Here is a 17,695-nt window from a genome sequence, read left to right as displayed (position 1 = left end):
ACGTCGGCCGGTCAGAGGGTCTCGTTGAGCCAGGTCGGCAGCGGTTCCCGCGATGCCAGCCAGGACTCAGGGATCCCGTCGGCGCCGGTGAACGAGGCGACGATGCCGCCCACGATCGCGGCCGTCGTGTCGATGTCGCCGCCGACGCGTACGCAGGTGCGGATCGCTTCGGGGTAGTCGTCGAGGTGCTTGGCCGCTGCCCACAGCGTGAACGGCACGGTGTCCTGCGCGGTGACGAGGTTGCCGTTGCCCAGCTCGTACGCGACCTCGTCCGGCGGCAGGTGCAGCATGCGCCGCGCTCGCGCGATGCCTTTGCGTACTGTGCTTTCGGGGGTCAGCGCCAGCACCGCGTCCAGGAACGGGCCCGGCTTTGGGCGTATCCCTGAGATTCGACCGGAGGCCGCGACGCTCGCGGCCACCGCGACCGCGACGGCCCCGGCCACCCCCTCGGCGTGCGCGTGGGTCACCTCCGCGGACAGCGCGGCCTGGGCGGCGGCTCGCGCCGGTTCGCCCACGTGGTACGCACCCAGTGGCGCGACGCGCATGGCGGCGCCGTTGCCGCAGGAGCCCTGTCCGTCGAAGGCGGCACCGGCGGCGTCCCGCCAAGGTACGCCGTTGCGCACGTTGTGCAGGATCGTGAAGGCGCCGACGCCGTAGCCGCGGTTGGGTTCGCAGCGTTCGGCGAAGACCTGCGCGAGCAGATCCTGGTCGATCAGCTGCTTTTCGAGCAGCAGCCAGTAGACGGAGCAGGCCATCTCGGTGTCGTCGGTCCATTCCCAGACCGCTGGTGGCACGATTCCGTTCAGCAGATCGTCGACCTTCCGGCCGACCATGAAGTATTGCGCCCCTAGCGCGTCGCCGACCGATAGTCCGGCCAGGCTGTCCGCGGCGTAACCGAGCCGCGTGTTTTCGTGGAGTACAACTCTCATCCCGCGGACAATCTTGGCCGGAGGTGATCCGCCTGGCAAGCCCGATTATCGCAGGATGAGCTGGAGTCCGGCGTCGAAGGCGTCCCGGGGGGTCACCGATTTCTCGGTCGCGTGCCGGAGGACGCGGGCGACGGTGGGGAACTGGGCCGCGAACTCCGCACGGGCAGTGTCGTCCATTATGGAGGCTCCGGTGGAGTCCTGTTCCTCGATCGCGCGGCCGAAGGTGAAGTGGAGCGCGGTGAACACTCGGGCGGCGGCGTCGGCGAGGTCGAGTCCGGCGGTGACCGCGGCCGACAGCGCGTGCTCGGCCAGCAGGCCGAGGGTCGGTGTGCCTTGGGGCCGGGCTCCGGTGACGACGCGTGCGCCGTCGGGGTAGTCGAGCATCGCCTGGCGCAGGCGGTGCAGCAGGTCGGTGAACCAGTCCTGCCACGGTTCGCGGCCGTCGTGGGGGCCGAGGCCGGCCAGGTGGGTGGCGAGGATCGCCTCGGCCATCGCCTCCAGCAGCTCTTGCTTTCCGGCGAAGCGCCAGTAGATCGCGGGCGCCTTGACGTTCAGGCGTGCGGTCAGTTTGCGGAAGGTCACCCCGTCGAGCCCCTCTTCCCGGAGCAGGTCGAGGGCGGCGTCGGTGATCTTGCCGGTATCGAGCGTCACAGTCGTTGACTCTATAACGCCGTTACAGCTACAGTCGAGCCAAGCTCATATAACGCCGTTACAGAAAGAAGGCAATCCGATGGAGCAGCTTCTCGTCGACGCCATGCGGGCCTACCTCGCCGCGGGCGTGGCCATGGACCTCGACCGGCTCGGCGCCTGCTACGACGACGAGTTCCAGAACCTGCGCGTCGACCAGGCCGGACAGGTCGTCACCATCACCAAGGCGCAGTTCATGCAGCGCTTCGCGGATATGAAGGCGCAGGGCAAGGCGCTCGAGCCGGCCGACGACGCCACCTTCCCGACTGCGACGATCTTCGGTGACTACGGGATCGTCGTGATGCGCCGCGTCAAGGAAGGCGGCCCGGTCATGTACGCGTTCGTGTGGCGTCTGCGGGACGGCCGGCCCACCACGATCCTGCGGGAGCTGAGCTTCGAGGACGATCTGACCTACCTGATCAAGCTCATGCAGTCGGCTCAGCTCCAGTCGGTCTGATAGCCGTCGAAGCGGAGGATCTCGAGGAGTTCCTCGTCGCTGGGCCGGTGGACGTCCGTGACGATGCCGCGTAGTCGCGGAATCCACTCGGGACGGTCGCCGGCCACGGTGGCGCTGTAGATCCGGTCGCCGTCACGGCGGCGCACGATGGTGGCGGGATCGCTGTTGTCGGTGTCGAGCACCTTGACGTGGGTGTAGCCGTCGCCGAGATCGGTGCAGACCACGACCGCCCGCGCGCCGCAACTCACGCTCCACACCGGCTCGCCTCGGTCGTCGAGCAGCTCGATCGCGTACCCGAGGGGCTGACCGTCGACCGAGTACGAGACGGTGAACCCGTCCCGGCCGACCTCGCCCAGGGCGCGGTCGAGCGGCAGATCGTCGGGCAGCAGCAATTGCGTACGCGGCCAGGGCGAACCCATCGTCAAGTCCGACAGGTCGCGCCGGTCCTTCTCCTGCGACCGCCACCGCCAGACGGTCACTCCGGCTCCGGCGCAGAGGAGCAGGACGACCACGGCGAAGGTTGCGAGAACTCGCGTACGCATCTGATGATCATGCCCGGCCGTCGCGGAAACGCGAGTGGGCTGCGCCGGTGAATGGCGCAGCCCACACTTGGTTGCGACGGTCAGCGCGCCGACCGCGTACGCCGTCGGGCGGCGAAGCCGACGAGGACGACCCCGGCCAGCAGCAGTCCCAGCGCCCACCACAGCACGCGGCCGACCGGGTCGCCGGTGTTGGCGAGGGTCGGGCCGGTCGGCGAGGCCGACGGCACGGGAGCGAGGGTGTTCGTGATCGTGACCGTGACGGCCTGATCGTCGTCGACCTCGAAGACCGGGAACTGCGCGCTCGGCTGGCCGTCGCCGACGGTGTACGCGGCCGACCAGCCGGCCGGCAGCGACGAGGTGTCTTCCTCCACGGCGCAGTGCGCGCCCACGGCGATGTCCTCGACCAGGACCGTGCCGCCGGCGGCCACGGTGACGACCTGGGGTGTGAGCTTGCCGTCGATCTGCCCGGTCGGGTCGCCGTGGGTGTCCTCGCAGGAGATTCCCCAGGTGAAGCTGTCGGGCACGGTGGTTCCGGCGGCCGCGTCGACGACCTTGGTCACCTGCAGGCTCGTCGTCTCCACGTCGACGTCGGAGAAGTTGTTCACCACGACGGCGATCAGCGGATCTTCGCCTTTCACCACACCGGTGGTGGCCGCGTCGGCCGGGATGTAGGTGACCTCGCTGCCGTCGGGGAGGCCGCCCGTGCCCTGCTCGGCGACGGTGCAGACGGTGCCGTCCGGGACCAGGTCGAGCTTCTCCTGCCCGGCGACGGCCGCGCCGCCACCGGAGTTGAAGGTGACGTCGAAGGGCGGGAACCCGGCGCAGGTGACCGTCACCGTGTAAGTGGTGGGCAGGTCATCGACCGGTACGCCGGGCGGCGGGATCACGATCTTGCTGAGCACGGCGTGCTCGTTCGTGCCCGGGAGTGCTTCGAGGTGGTAGCAGACGAACCAGTGACTGATGTCGGGGACGTTGCCGCCGTTGGTCAGCGGCGAGATGTAGTTCTGGTCCGGCGGCAGCGTCGGTGGCACGTACGGAGCACGGTAGACGTTGTAGCCGTCGCCACCCTTGACGACCACGGCGTCGACGACGACTCCGGCGGCCGTGCCGGCCGGGGTGATGGCGACGTTGACCTCTTTGCCGTCGGCCGTCGTGCCGATCACGTACTGGTCTTGGGCGTTGGCGTCGCCCTGCCCGCCCACTTGGATGTCGTCGTCCGGTACGCCGGTCACGTCGGCGCACGTCGTCACGTTGCCGTCGTGGTACTCGGCTCGGTTGTCGGATGGAGCCGCCGCCACCTCCGGCGGCTGGAAGGCCGGGGCCTGGGCCGACGCGTACGCCGGTATCGCGAGCACCATGGCCAGCGTGATCGCCCCGATTCCCGTGGCGCGTCCTCGGGGTGTCCTCATCCCCACGACCCTTTCGATTCGGCAACGCAACTCGCCGGACAATACCGGCATATGTGGTAAACACGGCGATTGGTGGCGGCGAGTCGCCGCCCGGATCGGTGAACGACCGTCCTGGGCGGTTTGACGGATTTATGCTGTCGGAACATCGCATGCACACGACACGTGGGGGACCGGGGCATGACGGCGACTGTGCTCCGGCACCTGATCGGACCGTGAGGCTGCGCCTGGGCCGCCCGCACTGGGCGGACGCGGCCGCCGGACTGGTGACCGGGCTGTTCAGCATCCCCGAGGGCATGGCCTACGCGTCCATCGCGGGGTTCAATCCGATCGCCGGGCTCTTCGCCGGAGTGGTGCCGGCGATCGTCGGCTCCCTGACGGCCCGCACCGTCCTCATGGTCACGACGCTGACCAGCGCGATCGCGCTGACCGCGAACGGCGTACTCGCCGACGCGCAGCTCGACTTCACGACGGGCAACATCGCCGCGCTCGCCGTGCTCACCGGTCTCGTGATGCTCCTGCTGGGGCTGCTGAGGCTCGGCGTCGTGCTCAACTTCGTCTCGCACGCGGTCATGACCGGGTTCTCCATCGGCATCGCCGTGCAGATCATCGTCGGGGTGCTCAAGGACGCCACCGGCTATCAGCCGCACGGCGGCAACAAGCTGGTCCAGCTCGGCGACTCGCTCGCGCACATCGGCTCCTGGCAGGTCGCCGCGGTCGCGGTCAGCGCCGGCACCGTCGTGGTCTGGGCGGTGGCTCATGCGGTACGCCGTCTGCGGACCGTCGCCCTCCTGGCCGCGATGGTGATCGTGAGCGTCGTCGTGGCGATCCTCGGTACGCACGTCGAGCTGGTCTCCGACATCGCCGACATCCCCGCAGCGCTGCCGAAACCGACCCTGCCCGACTGGGGCAGCATGCCGTCGCTGGCCGGGGGAGCGGTGGCCATCGCCCTGGTCGCGCTGGCGCAGGCGGCCAGCATCGGCCCGACGGCGCCGAACCCCGACCGGTCGCGGATGGACACCAACCGCGACTTCCTCAGCCAAGGCCTGGCCAACGTGGCCGGCGGGCTGTTCCAGTCACTGCCGGTCGGCGGATCGCTGTCGCGTACCGGGGTCTCGGTCGCGGCCGGGGCCCAGACCCGCTGGTCCGGAATCTTCTCCGGGGTATGGCTGGCCCTCATCGTGCTCGCCTTCGCACCGCTGGCGGAGCGAATCCCGATGCCGGTCATCGGTGGCCTGATCATGGTGGTCGGCGCCGAGATCATCTACGGTCGCCGCCGTGATGTGGCGCTGGTGTGGCGTACGTCCAAATTGTCGACCGCCGCGATGGCGGTGACCTTCCTCGCCACCACCGGCCTGCCGCTGCAGCGGGCCATCGTCCTCGGCGCGGTCCTCTCGTTGCTGCTCTACTGTGTCCAAGCCGCCCGCCAGGCCCGGCTGGTGTCCCTCGTCCGGCAGCCCGACGGGAAGTGGCAGACCGCTGCGGTGCCCCAGCGACTGCCCGGCGGCGAAGTCACCGTGCTGCACTACGGCGGTGTCAGCCTCTTCGCTGAGCTGCCCCGGATCGATCAGCAATGGCCGGACGTCGGCGAGGCCCGATCGCCGGTGGTGATCCTGTCGATGCGGGAGGTCGCCGACATCCCGTCGGCCACGATGATGACGGTGCTCGAACGCCGCGCCAAGGAGCTGCGTGAGGCGGGCGGGCGTCTCCTGCTCGCGGGCGTCCATCCGGCACTGGCGCGTACGCTGCGCGACACCCACCTGGCCGACGCGTTGGGCGCGGACAACGTCTTCCCGGCCGACCACAAGGTGTTCCATGCCCTGGACGAAGCGATGGACGCCGGCAACCGGTGGCTGGCCGGAACCCGATCGGGGTAGGCCGGCACCGTCACCGACGGGTACGCCGAAGGCGCGGTGTCGGAGAGGATCGCTTGACGGCGACAATCGCCTGACCGCGTACGCGTCAGAGCGACGTGATCTCCAGCGTCCCTAGGGTGTTGATCGCGCTGACCGAGCCCAGGCCGAGGGTGCACAACGTGATGTCGGTGGCTGGGCCGGTGAAGTTGGTGACCACCGTGTCTCCGGCGAACAGCCCGGATGTGACCACGCCGGTAGCTGTGACCGTGTAGACGGCCCCGGCCACGACCCGCGTGAAGGTGCTGCTGATGGTCGTGGTCTGTCCGGTGTTCCAGGTGATCGTGTACGTGATGGAGCCGGGTCCGAGTAGATCGGCACAGCTGCTGGTGGTCGTCACGGTGGCGGTGCGCGAGCCGGACATGATCAACGGTTGCGACGCCGAGACGCACGGGCCGTACAGCGCCGTGGTGGACACGGTGACGCTCTGTGGGGTCAGCGTCAGCGGCGGGTTGTACTGGTTGAGGTTGCTCGACGGCGGCGTGCAGGTCACGTCCAGGACGCCGGCGCTGGCTGGTGTGGCCAGGAAGACGATCGATGCGGCGCAGGCGAGCGCAGTCGCGACAGCGGTTCCTACGAAGCGTTTCATGAGTTATGGCCCTTTCGTCGATCCCTTGACACTAATCGTCGTCGATGTGAGCTAGTCAAGACGTCGACGGTGCCAGGCTGTTGGTCGCGGCAGAAAGTTGCGTTCCGAATCCGTGTTGCTACCGAGAGTAGCTGAAATGTGGGCAATGATCCTCAAAGGCGTATGAGGCGTATACGGGGTAACTGGGGGTTTCCGTGGCTCGAGTGTCCACTCGGCGCGGTCGGGCGACAGCGGCGTTCGCCGCGCTGGCCCTGACGATCGGTGGGGTGGTCGTCCCGGCGACGCCTGCCTTCGCGGCCGTCATCGGGATCGACAAGTCGACGACGGGGGTGCCCGCCGACGGTGTCGAGCCCGGCGGCACGTTCACCTACGTCATCCGGGTCGACTGCACGTCGCTGGCGGAGGACTGCCAGAACGTCACGGTCACCGACACCCTGCCCGACGAGTTTACCGCGAACGTCGTGCCGGGCACCTTCACGTGGTCCGGTGGCCCGGACACGGTCCCAGCCGGCGGCACAGTCTTCCCCGGAGTCCCGCAGTACACGTACACCTACGACGCGACGACCGGGGAACTGACCTTTACCGTCCCCTCGGTTCCCGCCGGCAACTCCTCCTCGGTCCAGATCGGCATGACGCTCCCGGCCGACACCGAGATTCCAGACGGGACGGTGGTCCCGAACACGGCGACGGTCACCGCCGACAACGCCCTGACCGCCGCCGACGACGCTGACGTCAAGGTGCACGTGCCGGTGACCGTCGGAGTGAAGGCGACGAAGAACTGGGCTGACGGGTCGGCGCTGGCCCAGTCGGGCGAGGAGAGCACGGTCACGCTCGGCGTCACGAACACGTCCACGGGCGCCGCCGACGTCACGAGCATGACGCTGACCGATCATACCAACGAGGACCCGGCGACGGATCCCTGGAACTACTTCGACCTGACCGGCTTCGGTGCGGTCACCTATCCCGACGGCGCCGACCAGATTCAGGTCCGCTACTGCACGCTCCCGTATGCGCAGGCCTGCGGCGCGTGGACGGACGGGGCGGTGCAGACCGGCTCGCCGATCCAGGCCGATCCGGGAGTGGACCTGTCCGCGGTGACCGGAGTGCAATTCGTGTTCTCCAGCTCCACCGGTGATCCATTGCCCAACGACGCCGCCGGCAGCGTCGCGTTCACCCTGGAACTACGCGACACCGAGCGGGTCGACGGCGGCGTCATCGAGCCGACGCAGACCCAGACCATCACTGATTCGGCGACCCCATCGGTCACCACCGCGGACGGGGCCACCACCGGCAACCCGGCGAGCGACACCTACCAGATCGTCCCCAACATCGCGACGGTCGACCTGTCCAAGAACTGGTTCGCCGACCAGGACGGCGACTACGCCGCCGACGACCCGCCGAGCGCCCCAGCTCAACGCAAGTGGCCGGTCTCGGCTGTGGTGACGGCGACGAACACCTCGCCGTTCCCGGTCGAGACGATGACCATACGCGAGCCGTCTGCCTCCGATCCGCAGAGCGGTCTGAGCGTGACCGACCTGACCCAGATCCGGCTGCGGTTCCCCGACGGCGCCGTGACCGCGCACGTGACCATCACCTGCGCCGACGGTTCGACGGCCATCAAGGACTTGACCAATCCACCCGCGACGATCGAGCTGAACCGCCCGGCCGACTTCACCTGCCCGGCTGCGGGCCCCGACGACCCGCGGATGAAGGTCACCTCGATCGAAGCGGTGTACGCCAGCCCGCCGGGCACCGCCGCGATCCAGGCGGACGCCACGGCCGGGCTGGACTTCCACGGCACCTTGGACGACAACGCCGTACCGGGCGATTCGCCGTTCACGAACTGCGCGGACGGCACCGCGATCAACACCGGGAACGGATCGACCTCCGCGACCGCCACCGCCTGCGGCGACCTGACCGTGACGACGGGCGGGCGGCCGTCCGGGCCGGGCACCAAGTCCGTGAGCCAGCAGGAGCTGCCGGACGACACGCCGATCGACTACACGATCAGCTTCCACAACGACGGCAACGCCCTGAACGACTTCGTCCTGGTCGACCCGCCGAACGTCGAGGACCTGACCGACGACACGCAGCCGTTCTCCGTGGCAAAGATCAACTCGATCACGGGGTCCTGCCCCACCAGCCCGGCAGACGTCGTGCTGCTCATCCCGAACGCGCCGAACCCGCCCACGCAGGTGCCGTACGCCACGGCCACCCCGGAGCAGCTCGACGCCGCGCGCGGCTTCTTCGTCCGCGCCGACAGCTTGCCCGCCGGGGCGAACTGCAACCTGACGATCGAGGTCGAACGCCGCGAGGGCATCACCGACAGCGTCACGATCACCCAGTGCTACCTGGTGCTGGCCGGCGGCGGCCCGGCGATCAACGGCAGCGTCGAGGACTCCAGCGCCTGCGCCCCGAATGTCGTGACCAGCCCGCCGCGCAGCGCGGCCAGCCTGCAGAAGTTCATCGAACCGGGCGACGTCCCCCGGCCGACACCGGGCCTCGATCAGCAGCTGGCCACCGTCAAACTGCGCATCGCCAACACCGGCAACACCCATCTGAAGTCGCTGACCATCACCGACTTCGACGACGATGGTGCCGGATCGGACTTCTTCCGCTCGTTCGACTTCGTCGCCTTGCAGGGGGTGTCGTTCCCGCCTGGGGCGGACCGGGTCCAATTCGACGTGTGCACCACCGGCTGCGCCGCCGGAACCTGGATCACCGGTACGCCCACCGCGACGAACCCGCCCCCATTGCCGGGTGGGGTAGCAGCCGGCGAGGTAGAGGGCATCCGAGTCACGTTCACCTCCTCGGATCCGGCGCATAACGGCTTCAACCTGTTGCCCGGTGAGAACTTCCCGACAAGCGGGCCGTGCGTACAGGCGTCGGTGTGCTTCACAGTCACGCCCCGGGCGACCGATCGTGAGACCGGCGATCCGGTGCTCGGCACCTACGTGGACACCGCAGACGGCAGCGGTGAGGCGCTGACCAGCCTTGGCGGCCGGTTCGACATCCCGCCGGTGACGGCCGATCTGACCGTGACCGAGGGCCGACCGGCGATCGACGTGCGCAAGGCGGTCGTCGGCTCGGCGAGCCTGGCCCCCGGCCAGACCGGATTCCTCGATCTGACCGTCAAGAGCACCGGCACCGCCGCGCTGCCCGACCTCGAAGTCTCCGACCCGATCCCCGCCTGGCTGGAGTTCGACGACGCCGGCGTCAACGGTCAGCCGTACGCCATCCAGCAGTTCGACGTGCCCGACGGCACCCAGCCGCCCGGTCCCGAGGAGTTCACCGCCGAGACCGACGACAGCGGCCGCGTCACGCGTCTGGTGTGGAAGTTCCCCGGCCTGTTCGCGCCGTCCAGCGTCCTGGTCGTCCGGATCGGCGTACGCATGGCGCCCGGCGCCTCAGCGGGGGAGTCCGTCACCAATACGATGGGGGCCGGTTCATCCAGCACCGACGAGTTCGACTGCAGCGACAGCCCGCCGGATGGGCAGGTCAGCGGCGACCCGTTCCTTCCCGGGTTGAACTGCACCTCCGGTGCCGACCTGACCACGACGGCGGGCGCGTCGTTCCGCGCCGTCAAGTGGGTCGCCGGCAATCCTGACCTCGGCCTCTACGACACCAGCACGAAGTCCTATGTGGCTCTCGACGACGCGCGGTGTCCGCATCTGGTGCGGGAAGGAACCATTTTCACCCGTTACCCGTGCGTCGCGCTGACCTACCCAGGCGAGAACCACACCTACCTCACCCGGCTGACGAACAACGGCACCTACCCAGCGCGGGACTCACGAACGGTGGACGTGCTGCCCAAGCCCGGCGACACCGGCGTCATCGACCCGTCCGACCGCGGAACGATGTGGGACGTACGCCCACGCCTGGTCGCCGCGCCGAGCGTCGTCCCCGTCGGCGATGCCGATCCGATCTCCGCCGACCTGACCTACACCACGGACGACCCGGTGTGCACCGACGACCTGCATCCGCCGGGCAGCTGCCCGGACGGCGACTGGACGCCGGACTTCGCCGCCGACGCGACCGGCTTCCAGATGTACGCCGAGTTCGGCGACCCTGGCCTCGCCCCGGGCAAGGCGTTCGACGTCGTCTGGCGAATGACCTCGCCGCCCGACCTCGCCGACCGGGTCAGCCCGTCGATCGCGTGGAACTCCTTCGGCCACACCGAACTGATCAACATCCCGGGCGGAACGGTTCTGGCGGCGCGGAAGGCCGAACGGCGCAAGGCGGCCCACGTTCGGGCCGGGGACGGCAACGACGAGCAACTCGGCGCGGTCGAGCCGCAGAAGGCCGGCGTAGGCCTGGTCTTCGGCAACGTGGAGATCACGAAGAAGACCGTCGTCGAACCGGGGGCGACCGGCTCACCCGGCCCGTTCCAGGTCACCTACACCTGCACCGTCACGCCGGCGACCGGCGACCCGGTCGTGGTCCGGGAGGGGACAGGGGAGTTCGGCACCGGCGACCCGTTCGAGCTGAAGGACGTCCCCGCGAACGCCACCTGCGTCATCTACGAAAGCGACAGCACGGGCGCGCTCTCCGACCACGGCCAGGACAACCCGATCAGCGTCGTCGTGCCCTGGGACGAGACCGCGAAGCCGATCACCGCCGCCGTGACCAACACGTTCCCCGCGCCGCCGACGCCCAGCCCGAGCGGCGGCGCCGGTGGTGGCGGGGACGACCTGGCCCAGACCGGTACGCCGTTGCTGCCGATCGCCGCCACAGGTCTGACGGCGATCCTGCTCGGACTCGTGCTGACGTTCGGCGCCACCATCCGGCGGCGTACCGGTCAGTAGTCTCTGAGCGTGACGGCGGTGGCCGCCTCGTGGATGGTGTCGGCGACCCGGCCGATGATGGCCCGATGGCCGGGTAGGTGCGGCAGCACCTTCATCATCCGGGTCTGCGCCCAGACGCCGAACGCCGATCCCACGACCATGCCTCGGAGGTTCCCGGCGGCCAGCGCCTGGTTCTTGGCGACGAAGTCGCGCAGCTGCGTTTCATAGGCTGCGAGACCGCCGGCCGGATCGGCGGACAGCTCACCGGCCAGGGCGTACGCCCCGACGAGGGCGAGGCTGGTGCCCTGGCCGGAGGCGGGCGACGGGCAGAAGGCCGCATCGCCGACGAGCGCGATGCGGCCCTTCGACCACGAGTCCAGCCGAACCTGCGCGAGGGTGTCCAGGTAGAAGTCGGGCGCGTCGGCGGCATACTCGAGCAGTCGGGGAACCTCCCAGCCCATGCCGGCGACCGAGTCGGCGAGAAATGTCCGGGGGTCGGCGTCGGATTCCGGGCCGGCGAACAGGAACAGCGCCTTGGCTGACGGCCCGCCGGTGCTGTAGACGTTGACCGTGCGGCCGGGGGCCAGGTGCACCGCCTCCTGCCGGTCCAGGCCGAGATGGTTCGGCACGGTGTAGATGGCGATGTGATGGCCGAGGCTGTGCGGGACGGTGTCCCCGAAACACAGTCGCCGAGTGCTGGAGTGCACGCCGTCCGCGCCGACCACGAAATCGAACGCTCGCTCCTCGCCGGACGCGAAAGCCACGCGGACCTGGGCTTCGTCCCGTTCTGCGGCCACGACGTGCGTGCCGAACACGTGCTCCAGCCGATGGCGGGTCTGCTCGTACAGCAGCTGCGTCAGGTCGCCGCGCATGATCTCCAGGTCGCCCGAGTGCCGCCCGCCGAACAGCTCCGCGTCGAGCACCGCCACGACGCGGCCACGTTCGTCATATTGCGTCGCGGTTCGCATCGCGGTGGCCCGGTCGCGAATCGCGTCCCGGAGTCCCATGCGCTCCACAACGTCCACGGCGGTCCCGCGAATGTCAACCTTGTAGCCGCCGTCCCGGAGTGACGGAGCCCGCTCGACGACCGTCGGCTCCCAACCGTGCCGGTGCAACCAGTACGCCGTCGCCAGGCCGGCGATTCCCGCTCCGCAGATCAACACCTTCATGCCCGTCACTCTGACCTCCGCTGCGGGGCCGACACCAGGATGTGGCGCTTCAGCAAGCTGCATCGGCGAGGGAACATGCTGCAATCGGGCAGCCGGTAGATTCACGTGGGTGAGCATGCGCGGACTGGGGGTCTCCGCCGACGACGAACAGGCGTATCGACAGCTGTTGCGGGATCCGGACGCCTGCCTGTCGCCCGACTCGGTGCGACGCCTCGCGTCGTTGGGCCTCGTTGCGGTAGCCGCGGACGGCGTGCTTACGGCCATCGATCCGCGGTCGGCGGTGGATCGGCTGATCGGCCGCAGGCTCGGCCAACTGGACGAGGAGATCGCTCAGATCCACGGCGCCCGGTCCTCGCTGCCGTCGTTGCTCGCGGAGCTGCCCGACTCCGGCCCGACCGAGCTGATCGAACGGATCGACGGCAGGCAGGCGGCCCAGCGGAAGGTGTGGCAGACGACCCGTGACGCGGGTGAGATCCTCGCGATGCACCGGGATCGGCCGAACCTCGCCGCGGGTATCCTCGAACGCACCCTGCTCGGGCTCGAACGTGGGACCGTTTACCGCACGATCGTTCATCGCGACATGCTGGCGACGCCGGAGATCGCCGAATATCTGCTGACGATCCACCGGGCCGGCGACCGGCACCGGGTGATGGACGCCGAACTCAATCCGCTGATCATCGTCGACCGGGCGGTCGCGTTCGTGCCGATCACGCCCGGCGACGCGGAAGCGGGCGCCATCATGGTGCGCCAGGCGGGCGTAGTCGCCATCCTGGTGGACCTCTTCGAACACACGTGGAGCCGATCCACGGAGCTGGAACCCGAACCAGACGGGCTGAGCGAGGCCGAGCGCGCGGTGCTGCACCAGCTGACGGCGTACGCCAAGGACGAGGCCGCGGCCCGAGCGTTGGGCATCTCGGTGCGTACGTTCCGGGCCCGGGTGGCGGCGGTCATGGGCCGGCTGGGTGCGGCGAACCGATTCCAGGCGGGCGTACGCGCGCAGCAGCGCGGCTGGATCTGAGGAACTCCGACCCATCCGAATCCGGCTGGGCCACGAATCCCGATGGACCACGTCCGGAGGGAGAAAGTCATGGTTTCCACTACTCGTGCGGCGGTGTCGGCGCGGAGTCCGATCCAGCTCGTAGCCTTCGCGGTGGGTGCGGTGTTCCTGCTGGTCGGGGTGCTGGGATTCGTTCCCGGGATCACCACCGACTACGGGTCGCTCAGCTTCGCCTCCCATCATTCGGATGCCGAACTGCTCGGCGTGTTCCAGGTGTCGATCTTGCACAATGCCGTACATCTGTTGTTCGGGGTGGCGGGTCTGCTGCTCGCCCGGACCGCGGGCGGCGCGCGCGCCTTCCTGATCGGCGGCGGCGCGATCTACCTGATCCTGTGGCTCTACGGGCTGGTGGTCGACGCCGACAGCGCGGCCAACTTCGTGCCGGTCAATTCGGCCGACACCTGGCTGCACCTGGCGTTGGGCGTCGGCATGACGGCGCTGGGCCTGGCTCTGTCCCGGTCCGACCGGGCCTGATCTGTCCAAGGTGCTCACGACCACGAACAACCAGGCGGTGCGGATGACGGACGGGCAGTTCCCGGCCCTGGTCCCGGCAGGGGCGGAGACGCCGGCCCTCGAGGACCTCGGCGACCTGCTCAGGCAGGTCGCCCGGGGTGACGAGTCGGCGTTCGCCCGCCTCTACGAGAAGGTCGCGGCCAGGGTCTACGGGCTGGCTCGACGAGTGCTGCGGGATCCGGCGCAGGCCGAGGAGGTCGCCCAGGAGGCGCTCGTCGAGGTCTGGCGGAACGCCGCCCGGTTCGACCCCGCCCGGGGCTCGGCGACGGCGTGGATCTTTACGATCACCCATCGCCGGGCCGTCGACCGAGTCCGTTCCGAGCAGGCCGCCGCCGACCGGGTTCACCAGATGGCGCCCGACCCCGAGCACACCGGCCACGACGAGGTGGCCGACCAGGCGGCCGCCCGGATCGAACGCCAGCAGGTGCGCCGCTGTCTGCGTACCCTGACCGACCTGCAACACGAGGCGATCACCCTCGCTTACTACAGCGGCTACACCTACCGCGAGGTGGCGGCGCTGCTGGACACGGCGTTGCCCACCGTCAAGACCCGCATGCGCGACGCGTTGATCCGCCTGCGCGACTGCCTCGGAGTGGAGGCGTCCCGATGACCACCGACGACCTGCATCTGCTGACCGGCGCCTACACGCTCGACGCCCTGGACGAGGCCGAGCGGGAGGCGTTCGAACGCCACCTGCGTACGTGCCCGACCTGTGTGGCCGAGGTCGCGGGGTTCCGCGAGGCGGCCGCCCGTCTCGCCGACGACAGCTGGTCGTCACCCCCGCCCAGGCTGCGCGCACAGGTGCTCGAACGCGTCCACGGCACGCGCCAGCTCACGCCTGTGGTGGGTGGCGCCTCCCGGTGGCGTCGCCGCGCCGCGTTCGCGTTGGCCGCCGGGCTGATCGCGGCGGTCGCGGGTGGCGTCACCTATCTCGTGCAGGACCAGCGAGTACGCCAGGAGCAGGCGGCCCGGGCCGAGGCGGAGCAGCGGCAGGCCCGGATCGAGGCCGTCCTGACCGCTGCCGACGCGGTGGTACACACATCGCCGGTGACCGGCGGCGGCCGGATCACGGTCGTCTCCGCAGCCTCGCAGGACGCCGCGGTCGTGGTGGTTGCCGGGGCGACCGCTCCGCCGCCCAGCCACGCGTACGAACTGTGGACGATCCAGGGCGCGACGCCGCAGCCTGCCGGGGTGATGGCAGCCGGGCAGGGAACGTCCACCCAGTACGTGACGGGCATCGCCGGGGCGAGCCTCATCGCGATGACGGTCGAGTCGGCCGGTGGATCGGCGACGCCGACCCTGCCCATCGTCGCGCAGGTCCGGCTCACCTGAGCCGCGTGGAACGCGAATCAGATTTTTCCGGATTGCACCCATCCGATCGATGGCACCGGCCGAATCCCCAGCGACGGGGATTCCGCCGGAGTCCCACGAAGAGGGGTGTTCATGATGAAGCCGAAGAAGACGTTCGCCGCGCTGTTCGCCGCCGGGGTCACGACGCTGGCGCTGGCCGCGTGCAGTAGTGGCGCCACGACGTCGAGCGCCGCCGGGGCGTCCGCCGGGCCGTCGGCGACCGCGTCGGCCGGCATGTCGGCCTCGGGCGAGTTCGGACCCGGCTGCGCCGCCGTCCCGACCGATCCGGCCAACCCCGGCAGCTTCGACGCCATGGCGAAGGTGCCGGTCGCCACCGCCGCGGCGGGCAATCCGATGCTGTCCACGTTGGTCACCGCCGTGCAGAAGGCGAACCTCGGCGACACGCTCAACAGCGCTCAGGCCATCACCGTCTTCGCGCCGACCAACGACGCGTTCGCCAAGATTCCGAAGGCCGATCTGGACAAGGTGCTCGCGGACAACGCCACGCTCACCAAGATCCTGACCTATCACGTGGTCTCCGGGAAGCTGGCGCCCGACCAGCTCGCCGGTACGCACAAGACGCTGCAGGGCGGCGATCTCACCGTCACCGGGTCGGGAACGGACTTCACCGTGAACGGGACGGCCAAGGTCGTGTGCGGCAACGTGCAGACCGCCAACGCGACCGTCTACATCATCGACAGCGTGCTGATGCCGAAGTGATCCCCATCCCTGGGCTCGCCGGCGGAGCCGGCGAGCCCACCACCAGGGAGGACCGTCCATGCGCGTCGTGAATCGCCCGAATGTCACCGCTGCCGTGGGGGGAGTGCTCGCCGCCGTCGCCGGAGTGGCCGTCGCAGAACTGGCCGCGACCGTCCTGCGGCCGGAGTCGTCCCCGGTGATCGGCATCGGCTCCGCCGTCATCGACGCCACCCCGACGCCGGTCAAGGAGTACGCGGTCCGCACGGTCGGCACCCACGACAAGCCGCTGCTGCTGGCCGGTATCGGCGCTGCGCTCATCCTCGTGGCGGCGAGCCTGGGCATACTGGGACGACGGCGGCTGCGGTTGGCCCAGGCCGGGTTCGGCGTGCTCGGCCTCGTCGGCGCGGCCGCCGTTCTGGCTCGCCCGGGAGCGCGGCTGTTCGACGCGGTGCCCTCATTGCTGGCGGGCCTGGTCGCCGCGCCGATCCTCGGGTACCTCCTGCACAGGCTCCCCCGAGTGCGGTCGTCGGCGGCCGAGGCCGCACCGGCGGACCGTCGCAGGTTCCTTCTCGCCGCCGGCGCGGCAGCCGGAGCCGCGGTCGCCGCGGGCGGCGTGGCCGGCGTCGCCCGGCATCTCGCGGCTGCGTCCGGTGCCCGATCCCGCGAAGCGATCCGGCTGCCCGCGCCGGTGCAGCCGGCCGGTCCGCGAGTCACCACCCCGGGCTTCTACACGCCGATCGACGAGTTCTACCGGGTCGACACCGCCCTGACGGTGCCGCGGCTCGACGCGGATCGATGGCGGCTGCGAATCCACGGGCTGGTCGACCGGCCCGTCACCCTGGACTTCGGCGACCTTCTCGGGCGCGGGCTCATCGAGCGGGACATCACCCTCACCTGTGTCTCCAACGAGGTGGGCGGGCCGTACGTCGGCACTGCCCGGTGGCTCGGCGTACTGCTGGCGCCATTGCTGCGGGAAGCCGGTGTGCACGCCGACGCCGATCAGGTCGTGTCCCGGTCGGTCGACGGCATGACCCTGGGTACGCCGACGGCGACGCTGCTCGACGGGCGGGACGCCATGCTCGCCGTCGGCATGGACGGCCGGCCGCTGCCGCTGGATCATGGGTTTCCCGTACGCATGCTCACTCCGGGACTCTACGGGTACGCCGGATCGTGTAAATGGATCACCGAACTGGAACTCGCCCGGTTCGGCGACTTCGACGCGTACTGGGTGCGCCGGGGCTGGGCGCGGGAGGCGCCGGTGAAGCCGGCGGCACGCATCGACCGGCCTGCCGCCTTCGCCAATGTTCCGCCCGGAGATGTGACCGTCGCCGGAGTCGCGTGGGCACAGGGCCGGGGCATCCACGCTGTCGAGCTTCAGGTCGACGACGGACCATGGGAACCTGTCGATCTGTGGCCGACCGCGACAAAGGACACCTGGGTCCAGTGGCGGCACCGGTGGCACGCGTCGCGTGGAGGGCACACGTTACGAGTACGCGCGACGGACAGCACCGGGCAGACGCAGCCCGAGTCGCGGGTCACCCCGTTTCCCGACGGCGCGACGGGCTGGCACACGCTGGCCGTGACGGTCGGCTGAATCCGT

The 17,695-nt window shown here is 69.8% G+C and carries 15 protein-coding genes; 9 read left to right on the top strand and 6 right to left on the bottom strand.

What is annotated here, in order from left to right; translation table 11 throughout:
- Nucleotides 1-11: 11 nt before the first annotated feature.
- Nucleotides 12-929 carry an ADP-ribosylglycohydrolase family protein gene (locus AB0H43_RS04555; RefSeq protein ID WP_359996413.1) on the bottom strand — a complete coding sequence of 306 codons (918 nt, stop codon included), beginning with the start codon at nucleotides 927-929 and terminating at the stop codon, nucleotides 12-14.
- Between the two features lie 45 nt (nucleotides 930-974).
- Nucleotides 975-1,580 (bottom strand): TetR/AcrR family transcriptional regulator C-terminal domain-containing protein, encoded by a 606-nt coding sequence (locus AB0H43_RS04550; protein ID WP_359996410.1) that lies wholly within the window; start codon nucleotides 1,578-1,580, stop codon nucleotides 975-977.
- A gap of 79 nt (nucleotides 1,581-1,659) precedes the next feature.
- Here AB0H43_RS04550 and AB0H43_RS04545 point away from each other — a divergent pair, with 79 nt between their 5' ends.
- Entirely contained in the window at nucleotides 1,660-2,073 is a 414-nt protein-coding gene (locus AB0H43_RS04545) for a hypothetical protein (RefSeq protein ID WP_359996407.1), read from the top strand.
- On the opposite strand, the gene AB0H43_RS04540 is transcribed toward AB0H43_RS04545, so the two are convergent.
- Together AB0H43_RS04540 and AB0H43_RS04535 are read right to left on the bottom strand one after the other, a co-directional pair.
- Nucleotides 2,055-2,615: a hypothetical protein gene (locus tag AB0H43_RS04540; RefSeq protein ID WP_359996404.1), complete on the bottom strand. Its 561-nt coding sequence runs from the start codon at nucleotides 2,613-2,615 to the stop codon at nucleotides 2,055-2,057. The genes AB0H43_RS04545 and AB0H43_RS04540 overlap by 19 nt on opposite strands.
- Nucleotides 2,616-2,695: 80 nt before the next feature.
- Entirely contained in the window at nucleotides 2,696-4,024 is a 1,329-nt protein-coding gene (locus AB0H43_RS04535; RefSeq protein ID WP_359996402.1) for a DUF5979 domain-containing protein, read from the bottom strand.
- A gap of 212 nt (nucleotides 4,025-4,236) precedes the next feature.
- On the opposite strand from AB0H43_RS04535, the gene AB0H43_RS04530 reads away from it, so the two are divergent.
- Complete coding sequence (locus tag AB0H43_RS04530; protein WP_359996400.1) at nucleotides 4,237-5,898, top strand: SulP family inorganic anion transporter; 1,662 nt, start codon at nucleotides 4,237-4,239, stop codon at nucleotides 5,896-5,898.
- 85 nt (nucleotides 5,899-5,983) lie between these two features.
- Here the strand turns inward: AB0H43_RS04530 and AB0H43_RS04525 are convergent, their stop codons facing one another.
- Complete coding sequence (locus tag AB0H43_RS04525) at nucleotides 5,984-6,523, bottom strand: hypothetical protein (protein WP_359996397.1); 540 nt, start codon at nucleotides 6,521-6,523, stop codon at nucleotides 5,984-5,986.
- Between the two features lie 203 nt (nucleotides 6,524-6,726).
- Here AB0H43_RS04525 and AB0H43_RS04520 point away from each other — a divergent pair, with 203 nt between their 5' ends.
- Complete coding sequence (locus AB0H43_RS04520) at nucleotides 6,727-11,328, top strand: DUF5979 domain-containing protein (protein ID WP_359996394.1); 4,602 nt, start codon at nucleotides 6,727-6,729, stop codon at nucleotides 11,326-11,328.
- Here AB0H43_RS04520 and AB0H43_RS04515 read toward each other — a convergent pair.
- Nucleotides 11,322-12,476 carry an FAD-dependent oxidoreductase gene (locus tag AB0H43_RS04515; RefSeq protein WP_359996391.1) on the bottom strand — a complete coding sequence of 385 codons (1,155 nt, stop codon included), beginning with the start codon at nucleotides 12,474-12,476 and terminating at the stop codon, nucleotides 11,322-11,324. The genes AB0H43_RS04520 and AB0H43_RS04515 overlap by 7 nt on opposite strands.
- A gap of 109 nt (nucleotides 12,477-12,585) precedes the next feature.
- Here AB0H43_RS04515 and AB0H43_RS04510 point away from each other — a divergent pair, with 109 nt between their 5' ends.
- From AB0H43_RS04510 to AB0H43_RS04485, 6 genes are all read left to right on the top strand, one after another.
- Nucleotides 12,586-13,494: a helix-turn-helix transcriptional regulator gene (locus tag AB0H43_RS04510; protein WP_359996389.1), complete on the top strand. Its 909-nt coding sequence runs from the start codon at nucleotides 12,586-12,588 to the stop codon at nucleotides 13,492-13,494.
- 69 nt (nucleotides 13,495-13,563) lie between these two features.
- Nucleotides 13,564-14,007 (top strand): DUF4383 domain-containing protein, encoded by a 444-nt coding sequence (locus AB0H43_RS04505; protein ID WP_359996386.1) that lies wholly within the window; start codon nucleotides 13,564-13,566, stop codon nucleotides 14,005-14,007.
- Between the two features lie 10 nt (nucleotides 14,008-14,017).
- On the top strand, nucleotides 14,018-14,656 hold the full coding sequence (gene sigK / locus AB0H43_RS04500; RefSeq protein ID WP_359996383.1) for an ECF RNA polymerase sigma factor SigK: 639 nt from the start codon (nucleotides 14,018-14,020) through the stop codon (nucleotides 14,654-14,656).
- Nucleotides 14,653-15,378, top strand: coding sequence for an anti-sigma factor (locus AB0H43_RS04495; protein ID WP_359996381.1), 726 nt, complete (start codon nucleotides 14,653-14,655; stop codon nucleotides 15,376-15,378). The genes sigK and AB0H43_RS04495 overlap by 4 nt, the downstream gene beginning before the upstream one ends.
- Nucleotides 15,379-15,492: 114 nt before the next feature.
- Nucleotides 15,493-16,116: a fasciclin domain-containing protein gene (locus AB0H43_RS04490; protein ID WP_359997407.1), complete on the top strand. Its 624-nt coding sequence runs from the start codon at nucleotides 15,493-15,495 to the stop codon at nucleotides 16,114-16,116.
- A 58-nt stretch (nucleotides 16,117-16,174) separates the two neighbouring features.
- A complete protein-coding gene (locus tag AB0H43_RS04485) occupies nucleotides 16,175-17,689 on the top strand; it encodes a molybdopterin-dependent oxidoreductase (RefSeq protein ID WP_359996378.1) in 1,515 nt (504 codons plus the stop codon).
- Nucleotides 17,690-17,695 lie beyond the last annotated feature (6 nt).

Source organism: Hamadaea sp. NPDC050747, from assembly GCF_040654195.1.
Lineage (GTDB): Bacteria > Actinomycetota > Actinomycetes > Mycobacteriales > Micromonosporaceae > Hamadaea.
This window is presented reverse-complemented; position numbering and strand designations above follow the sequence as displayed.

Coding starts and splice junctions, on each gene's coding strand:
- AB0H43_RS04495 (WP_359996381.1), top strand. CDS start 14,653: ATGACCACCGACGACCTGCATCTGCTGACCGGCGCCTACACGCTCGAC.
- AB0H43_RS04525 (WP_359996397.1), bottom strand. CDS start 6,523: ATGAAACGCTTCGTAGGAACCGCTGTCGCGACTGCGCTCGCCTGCGCC.
- AB0H43_RS04535 (WP_359996402.1), bottom strand. CDS start 4,024: ATGAGGACACCCCGAGGACGCGCCACGGGAATCGGGGCGATCACGCTG.
- AB0H43_RS04555 (WP_359996413.1), bottom strand. CDS start 929: ATGAGAGTTGTACTCCACGAAAACACGCGGCTCGGTTACGCCGCGGAC.
- AB0H43_RS04545 (WP_359996407.1), top strand. CDS start 1,660: ATGGAGCAGCTTCTCGTCGACGCCATGCGGGCCTACCTCGCCGCGGGC.
- AB0H43_RS04505 (WP_359996386.1), top strand. CDS start 13,564: ATGGTTTCCACTACTCGTGCGGCGGTGTCGGCGCGGAGTCCGATCCAG.
- AB0H43_RS04540 (WP_359996404.1), bottom strand. CDS start 2,615: ATGCGTACGCGAGTTCTCGCAACCTTCGCCGTGGTCGTCCTGCTCCTC.
- AB0H43_RS04485 (WP_359996378.1), top strand. CDS start 16,175: ATGCGCGTCGTGAATCGCCCGAATGTCACCGCTGCCGTGGGGGGAGTG.
- AB0H43_RS04490 (WP_359997407.1), top strand. CDS start 15,493: ATGAAGCCGAAGAAGACGTTCGCCGCGCTGTTCGCCGCCGGGGTCACG.
- AB0H43_RS04515 (WP_359996391.1), bottom strand. CDS start 12,476: ATGAAGGTGTTGATCTGCGGAGCGGGAATCGCCGGCCTGGCGACGGCG.